Origin of the sequence: Streptobacillus felis (assembly GCF_001559775.1) — a bacterium.
In the GTDB taxonomy this organism is placed as follows: domain Bacteria; phylum Fusobacteriota; class Fusobacteriia; order Fusobacteriales; family Leptotrichiaceae; genus Streptobacillus; species Streptobacillus felis.
Genome location: NZ_LOHX01000304.1, coordinates 37,391 through 45,319, shown reverse-complemented (window position 1 = coordinate 45,319; position 7,929 = coordinate 37,391). Strand labels below are relative to the sequence as shown.

9 protein-coding genes are annotated in these 7,929 nt (G+C 26.2%); all 9 read right to left on the bottom strand.

The features are described from left to right. On the bottom strand, positions 1–176 hold a 176-nt coding region (locus AYC60_RS09635; RefSeq protein WP_197416999.1), incomplete at its 3' end, for a helix-turn-helix domain-containing protein. Between the two features lie 64 nt (positions 177–240). Beyond that, the gene (der, locus tag AYC60_RS06855; RefSeq protein WP_067322836.1) at positions 241–1,557 is read right to left on the bottom strand and encodes a ribosome biogenesis GTPase Der; all 1,317 of its coding nucleotides are present in this window, start codon (positions 1,555–1,557) and stop codon (positions 241–243) included. A gap of 12 nt (positions 1,558–1,569) precedes the next feature. Next, positions 1,570–2,148: an IMPACT family protein gene (locus tag AYC60_RS06850; RefSeq protein ID WP_067322833.1), complete on the bottom strand. Its 579-nt coding sequence runs from the start codon at positions 2,146–2,148 to the stop codon at positions 1,570–1,572. Continuing rightward, complete coding sequence (locus AYC60_RS06845; RefSeq protein WP_067322830.1) at positions 2,145–2,864, bottom strand: zinc metalloprotease; 720 nt, start codon at positions 2,862–2,864, stop codon at positions 2,145–2,147. Before AYC60_RS06845 ends, AYC60_RS06850 begins: the two co-directional genes overlap by 4 nt. Next, a complete protein-coding gene (locus tag AYC60_RS06840; protein ID WP_067322827.1) occupies positions 2,864–3,763 on the bottom strand; it encodes a D-alanine--D-alanine ligase in 900 nt (299 codons plus the stop codon). The genes AYC60_RS06845 and AYC60_RS06840 overlap by 1 nt, the downstream gene beginning before the upstream one ends. Next, entirely contained in the window at positions 3,763–4,236 is a 474-nt protein-coding gene (locus tag AYC60_RS06835; protein WP_067322824.1) for an STAS domain-containing protein, read from the bottom strand. The genes AYC60_RS06840 and AYC60_RS06835 overlap by 1 nt, the downstream gene beginning before the upstream one ends. 14 nt (positions 4,237–4,250) lie before the next feature. Further along, positions 4,251–5,168 carry an Hsp33 family molecular chaperone HslO gene (locus tag AYC60_RS06830; protein WP_067322823.1) on the bottom strand — a complete coding sequence of 306 codons (918 nt, stop codon included), beginning with the start codon at positions 5,166–5,168 and terminating at the stop codon, positions 4,251–4,253. After that, a complete protein-coding gene (locus AYC60_RS06825) occupies positions 5,169–5,726 on the bottom strand; it encodes a hypothetical protein (protein ID WP_067322820.1) in 558 nt (185 codons plus the stop codon). It lies immediately after the preceding gene. A 53-nt stretch (positions 5,727–5,779) separates the two neighbouring features. Then, positions 5,780–7,918 (bottom strand): BamA/OMP85 family outer membrane protein, encoded by a 2,139-nt coding sequence (locus tag AYC60_RS06820; protein WP_067322817.1) that lies wholly within the window; start codon positions 7,916–7,918, stop codon positions 5,780–5,782. Positions 7,919–7,929 lie beyond the last annotated feature (11 nt).

Below are 7,929 nucleotides of genomic sequence, written 5' to 3'. Positions count from 1 at the left end.
TTACCTACTTCTTTAAGACCTTTTTCTCCATGAAATCTATATTTTGAAGCAATAATACTTAGAGTCCCTGTAGCAATATTATATTCTTTTGCTACAACTGAAATTGGAATTCCTTCTTCAATATTTTTAACCATTTTAAGTTTTTCTTCAAATGTAAATTTACCTTTTCTTCCCATAAAAAATGTACCTCCAAACTTTTTCACATTTCTGTGTCCAGTTTTTTGGTACATATTCTGGCTTTTATTCTCCATATCCTGTATTTTTCTTATTAAATGTAATATCTATTGGGCATCCTTCAAATCCAAAATATTCTCTCAAGTTATTTTCTATATATCTCTTATATGAGAAATGTATTAAGTCTGGATTATTTGAAAAGAATACAAATCTTGGTGGTGCAACACCTATTTGTGTTCCATAATTAATCTTAACTGCTCTACCTTTTCTTGTAGGAACAGGATTTTTAGCTATCATTTCTTCTAGTACTTGGTTTAAAAGTCCAGTTGAAATTTTCTTATTATATTCTTCATCTATCATTTTAACTTGATCAATGATATTTATAGTTCTTTTACCTGTTAATGCAGATATAGTTACTATAGGTGCATAGTCTAAAAATGGCATATCCGCTTTAACAAGATCTGTAAATTCTTTAACAGTCTTATTATCTTTTTCTATTAAATCCCATTTGTTAATAGCTATAATTAAAGGTTTTTTCTCTTCATAAATTAATCCAGCTATTCTTTTATCTTGTTCAGTTAATAACTCAGTTGCATCTAACATAAGTACACATACATTAGCTCTTTGTATTGCCTTTACTGCTCTAAGTACTGAATAATATTCTATATCATCTTCAACCTTAGATTTTCTTCTAATACCTGCTGTATCTATAATAGTATATTTATTACCGTCATAATTAAAGCTTGAATCTATAGAATCTCTTGTTGTACCAGCTATATCACTAACTATAGATCTTTCTTTATTTAATATCTTATTTACAAAAGAAGATTTACCTGCATTAGGTCTTCCAAGAACTGCTATAGATAATCCTGGTTCTTCCTCCTTATTAACTACTGGGAATTTTTCAACTGCAGCATCTAATAAATCACCCAAGTTTACTTTATGTTCAGCAGAGATGGGAATTACATCTTCAAATCCTAATCCATAAAATTCATACATTGCATCCTTATCTCTCATATAGTTATCTATTTTATTAACTGCAACTATTACTTTTTTATCTTCTTTTCTTAGTATTTTAGCTATATCTTCATCTATTGCTGTAATACCAGCTTTTCCATCAACTAAAAATATTATTGAATCCGCTTCATCTATAGCTACTCTTGCTTGATCTTTAATTTTACTCATCATAAAATCATTGCTACGAGGTTCTAATCCTCCAGTATCTACTAATAGAAATTTTTTACCTGACCATTCTGTCTCTCTATATAGTCTATCTCTTGTAACTCCAATTTCATCTTTAACTATTGATAATCTATCTCCAATTAACTTATTAAACAGTGTAGACTTACCAACATTAGGTCTTCCAACTATTGCTACTATCATATTTCACTCCTTTCACATTTCAATTAAAATTATTCCTTGTATTTCTTTTATTTTATCTAATTCTTCATCTGAAACCCTTAGTCTCATCATTACTCTTTCGTTATATACTTTATCTAATACTTCTATATTATTTTTTTCTATTAATGTTTCAACTTCGGTAGATTTAGAATAATCAAAATCTAAAAGAACTATTTTTCTTACTACATATTCTACTATACCTGCCTCATTAATTGCAAGTTTTGCACATTTAGCATAATTTCTTATTAATCCGCCTGCACCAAGTTTTATTCCACCAAAGTATCTTGTTGCAACTACAACTAAGTTTGAAACACCTAATCTTGTTATTATCTCTGCCATAGGTTTTCCTGCAGTATTTACAGGTTCACCATTATCATTAAATTTAAAATATTCTTGATTATTTTCTATTACCTTATATGCATATACATTATGTGTAGCATCAAAATGTTTTTCATTAATCATTTCTATGAATTTTTCTGCTTCCTTAACTGTACTTACTGGTTTTATATATCCTATAAATTTTGACTTTTTCTCTATAAATTCTATTACCGTTTCTTTTTCTACTGTATTCATTTTATTAATCCTATTAAATCAAATATTATAGATCTAAATATTCCTGTATTTAAGATTACATACATTAGTATAACTAAAATTACTATACTGTATTTACTCATGATATAGAATATTCTTCTTAAATCATCATCAGCATAAGAATAAATCATATCAAACATATCAAAACCAGGAAGTGGTAATAGATTTAAAAGTAAAATAGAAGCAGAAACTACAAATATTGTAAACAGTAATTTAAAAAAGTTTACAAAAAATATTAATTCTGATTCATAATTTACAAAACTTATTATTATACTTTTATACTTAAATATTAAACCAGATAATAACATTAATGCAAAAGTTGAAAATAAAGAAGCAAATGCAACTTTAAGCATTCCTTTCCTATAATCCTTGAATAATCTGTATTTTATTTCTAAATTTTTACCCTGACCAAAGATTATTGGAGAATTAAAGAATATTAAAGCACTTATTATTACTATATCTGGAACTGATATATGATTTAATGGATTTAAACCCATTTTACCTTCAAATAACATAGTTACATCTCCAGCTCTAAATGCTGCCCTTGCTTTAAATGCTTTTCTAACAGTATTTACTATTAAAAAAGCAAATATATACATAATTCTAAAATCTATAATGATATATATACTTGTTATAATATATATAAATGTAATTAATATCATAACTAATAGTTTATTTTTTTCTTCTTTACTCCTCATTATTTCATAGACTCCTCTATTAATAAGTCTAAAGTTTCAGAATAAGAATATCCCATATATTGAGTTGATTTAGGTAATAAAGAATTTTTAGTCATACCAGGAAGGGTATTAACTTCTAAGAAATATGCCTTATTATCAACTAAAATATAGTCTATTCTTGCAAAACCTTTACATTTAACCGCCTTATATGCCTTTTCTGTAAAATCATTTATTTCTTTTTGTAATTCATCATCAAAGAAATGTACATATTCTTTAGCCCCACCATTTTCATATTTAGAAACATAGTCAAAGAAAGTGTCTTTTAATGGTTCTATAAGTAAAGTTGGAAATACTTTACCTGCAATTATAGGTACTGATATTTCAATACCTTTCTTCATTTCTTCTATAACAACTTCTTCTTCTCCTAATTTAAAAATTTCTTCTAAACCGTATTCTAATTCTTCTTGATTAATTGCAAAGTATATACCTATACTAGATCCACCACGATTAGGTTTTAGTATAACTTTTTTTCCTAAATTTAGATCAGAGAAATTAATAGAATCACCTTTTTTAACACAAATACCATCTATTACTCTTACACCAGCATTTTTAACTAATACTTTAGTAATGTCTTTATCCATACAAACAGCACTAGATAAAATCCCACTACCTGAATATTTAATACCTGCAGTTTCAAGCACAGCCTGTACATCTCCACTTTCTCCAAATTCTCCATGTAAAGCTATATATGCAAAGTCAAGATTTAAATCTACAACTTTAAATATATCTTCTTTTTTTGATATTTCTATTTCTACAACTTCATATTTATTTTTATCTAAATTACTAATAATTTGTTTTCCTGTATTGATTGAAACTTCTCTTTCTGTTGAAATTCCCCCATATATTACACCTATTTTCATTACTCTATCACCTTTTTCATGGCATCAACAACTGGTTTAAATACTTTCTCATTTTCTTCATTTAATCCCATTAGTATTTCATGCATCTCTAATATATATTTTGATTTTTCTAAATTATTTGAAAAGTCTTCACCTGATATTTCTTCAGTAACCTTTATATCATCTTTAGTTATTACCTCAACAAATTTATTAATACCCGTTTGTTTTAAGAAATTAAACGCTTCATCACTAGGATTAAGTATAACTAAACTCTTACCTTTAGACATTTTTATATCTATAGCATACTTAGCTACAAGTCCAAGAAAAGTAGAATCCATATATGTAGTTTCCGACATTTCAAATAAGATTCCTTTTGCTTCATTTATTTTTTCATCAACAAAATCTGATAAAACTTTTGAATTTTTCATAGTTGCCTTACCACAAATCTTAAATATATATTCATTATTAATTTCTGTAAATAGATATCCGTCCATGCTTCCCCCTTATTTTATTTTATTTTATATTTTTTACCACAAAAATTACATTCAATTTCTATAAATCCATCTTCTTTTATTATTTCTTCTTTTTCTTCTTTAGTTAATGCAACATCTAAAGCTCTTTCCATATATTTTTTATTACAATCACATTCATATGTTACATTGCTTTTTTCTAATATTTCTATATCCTCTATCATAGGTAATTTATCATATGGTAGTCCTTTATATAGATGCTCATTTTTAAAAATTTCTTCATCATTTTCAAATATTAAATGGGCTATTCTCTCTAAACTAAAGTCATTTTTTAACATATCTGTAATACTTAATAATCTTTCTAATTTATGTGCTAACCACGACAGTACATTTTCATCACCATTAGGTAATAGCTGTATTAATAGTCCCGATGCTTTTTCAACTTTTAAATTATCATCATATTTAGTTGAGCATATTAATATAGTTTTAGTTTGTTCAGACATTTCATAATATTTATTTAATGATAATTCTAACAAATTATCTTCAACTATAAATATTGATGAATATGGTTGTTTTAAACCATAATCTATCATTACCTGTAACTGTGCTCCAGTTAAATCATAAAGTTTTTTTACTTCTTCTATATTATTTGTATTAATTGCATCTAAAAGTTTAATATGTTTTTCTTGATCTATATCAACCTTTACAGCGATATTTGAATTTTTTGTTGATTTTGCAACAAAATTTCTAAGTGCTCCTTCACTTTTTAATGAAAGAGACATTTTAGTATTATCTAATTTAATACTTTGTGCAAGTATTGCACCCATAGTAGTTAGTTTAGAAACATCCTTAGAATAAAGTACATCTAAATTTGTATTTTCTATTACTTTATTTACAAGTTCTGTACTATCTATTATCATAAATTTTACACTTTTACTTATTCCTCTTAAAATCATTTATTCTCCTTGTTGTATACTAAAATTTATACCATTTAAAGTGGTAAAATATCTTCCTAAGATATCGTCAATATTTTCTTTTCTCAATAAGATTTTTCTATCTCTACCCTCATTTACCATTAAAAATTGACTTATTACTATCCTTTTAGGTATATTTTTAGAAGTCATTAATTCTACAAAGACATCTTTAATATTAACATCTGTTTGTCCAAGAAAAGTTTTTTTGAATATTTGCTTATATGCTAATTCAAACGTTTTTTCAACATCTATATTAGATATTTTTACATTTACAACTTCAGTTCCATCTTCCCTTTTAGTCTTATTTTGAACTTCGTATTCTAGATTATTAAATAAGGCATCAAAAAATACCACTTGAGATTCATTTTTAAAATTTAAATCTAAGCTATCAATAAGTTCTGGATTATTTAAATATTTTTTTGAATCCTCCATATTATATTCTTTAAATTCCTTCATAAATTTATTTACTACTACTTCACTTCTTGAAGTACAAGATATTGTAACTAAAAAAATACATAAAAATATTAAAATCTTTTTCATCTATACCTCACTTTTTAAATAACAAAGAGGACTAGTTTAACTAGTCCATAAATCTAGAATGTTTGTCCAAATCCAAAATTAAATTTACCTTTAGATTTATTTGTTCCTGGTTTTCTTTCTAAATCCCAAGCATAATCAAGTCTTACAACTCCTATAGGAGTGTTAACCCTTGCCCCTAAACCTATATTGTTCATAAATTTAAGTTTACCATTTGCATTTACAGCTTTTTGTGCTATACCTCCATCATAGAAAAGTACAGCTTGTAGGTAATCATTGATATATGTTCTATTTTCTGCAGTAAATGTAACAGCATATTGATTTCCAACTATAGGTGTTTGTAATCCTCTAAGAGTAATTCCATCTCCTACAGTAGTTAATTGACCTGAAGGTGTATTTGCATGTGAATAACTTGCAAGTAATCTATAGGCCATAGAGTTTTTATCTTTATACACTGGATGATATCCTCTTAAATCAAGAGATGTTGTGAAGTATGCTCTTGGTTTTTGAGTAATATAGTTATTATTATCATCTTTAGCAAATGCATAAGTTCCATCATTTTGTTTTTGTAATATTAATGATTTATCTCTAACTATATATCCACCTTCAAGGAATAAATCTGCATATAGTCCTTTTTTAGGTGTATTTCTATCATCTCTACTATCATATATTAAATCACTTCCTAATGCAAGTAAAGTATAATCTTGATATACTCTTGAATTTACATCAGTACCTTTATTTTTAGAATAAACATTTAATAATCTAGGTGAAACAGTTAAGTAAAGATCTTTTGTTAATCCTTTACCTATTTGACCATTAATACCAAATACAAATTGTTTATCTGTTGGTTGAACTAAGTTTTTATCTATAACTTCTTGTTCATTACCTTTTTTATATCCTTCTAAATCTCTTGGTTTAACAGAAGTTTTCTTAAAGTATATTGATCCTCCTGCAAGTAATCTATCAGTTCCTTTAATCCAAGGATCTTTAAAGTTAAATGAGAAGTTATAATTTCCTTTAACACCAGCTTCTCCAACTAATGAGAATGTTTGTTCACTACCTAAGAAGTTAGTATCTTCTAATTTTAATGAACCTGATAAACTATCTTCAGTTGAATAAGATATATTAGCACTTATCCCTGTTGTAGGTCTTTCAGTAACTATAATCTTTATTGTTAAATCTTCTAGATTTTCTGAATCTTTAATAATTTCATGAGAAAGAGAAGCAAATAGTCCTGTTCTAAATAATTCTCTTAATGTTACTTCTAATTCTTTTTGATTTAGTATTTCTCCTTTTTTAACATAAGTATTTCTTTCAAATATATGTTTTTGAGTTTTAAGAGCATAATCTTTTTCACTTATTCTCTCATTTTCTTTAACATTACCTTTTTTTTCATATACTACATCTTTAACTTTACCTTCTAGTAATTCTATAGTAACATCTCCATCTTTAGTTACTGTTACATCTTTAAATCCTACCCATAAGAATCCATTTTCAGAATATACTCTTATTATTGGAGATTCCTCTAAAGTAAGTAATCTACCATTTAATACATCTCCTACTTTTAATCCAGAAATTTCTTTTAATTGTTCTTCAGTTAAAATACTTGAACCCTTAATATTAATTGATTTAATAACAGGGTTTTCTAATACATTAACTTCTACATCTATTACTTTTTCGTCAGCAGTTCTAAATACTCTTATTTCTGTTGCACCAAAATATCCTGATGAAAGTATTAAATTTTCTAATAATTTAGCATCATAAGGAGTAAAATATTCTCCTCTTTTTAAACCTGTTTTATCAATTAAAGGTTGTATATTTTGATTAGTACCTTTAACTACTATATCTCCAATTTTAAATTCAGTTTTTTTCTTTAATTCTTCTATTTCCTTCATATTTTGAATTATTTTATCTGCATTAGGAACTTCATCTACTACTATTTTTAAATTAACATTTTCTCCATCTTCTGTAGGATAAACATTAACATTTTGTATAAATCCTGTTCTAACTAAAGCTAAGTAAATATCACTTAATTGTTTATTTGTATATTCTGTTCCTTCTTTTATCGGTAATAGTTCTCTTACCATTTCTTCTGGTAAATTTTTTAAATTGCTAATTTCAATATTATTAATTTTTGGAGCTGCAAATATAGCTGTTCCAAGAGATAATAAAGCAATTAATATCTTATTTTTCATAGAGTATCCTC

Coding starts and splice junctions, on each gene's coding strand:
- AYC60_RS06830 (WP_067322823.1), bottom strand. CDS start 5,168: ATGATTTTAAGAGGAATAAGTAAAAGTGTAAAATTTATGATAATAGAT.
- AYC60_RS06825 (WP_067322820.1), bottom strand. CDS start 5,726: ATGAAAAAGATTTTAATATTTTTATGTATTTTTTTAGTTACAATATCT.
- AYC60_RS06840 (WP_067322827.1), bottom strand. CDS start 3,763: ATGAAAATAGGTGTAATATATGGGGGAATTTCAACAGAAAGAGAAGTT.
- AYC60_RS06845 (WP_067322830.1), bottom strand. CDS start 2,864: ATGAGGAGTAAAGAAGAAAAAAATAAACTATTAGTTATGATATTAATT.
- AYC60_RS06850 (WP_067322833.1), bottom strand. CDS start 2,148: ATGAATACAGTAGAAAAAGAAACGGTAATAGAATTTATAGAGAAAAAG.
- AYC60_RS06820 (WP_067322817.1), bottom strand. CDS start 7,918: ATGAAAAATAAGATATTAATTGCTTTATTATCTCTTGGAACAGCTATA.
- AYC60_RS06835 (WP_067322824.1), bottom strand. CDS start 4,236: ATGGACGGATATCTATTTACAGAAATTAATAATGAATATATATTTAAG.
- der (WP_067322836.1), bottom strand. CDS start 1,557: ATGATAGTAGCAATAGTTGGAAGACCTAATGTTGGTAAGTCTACACTG.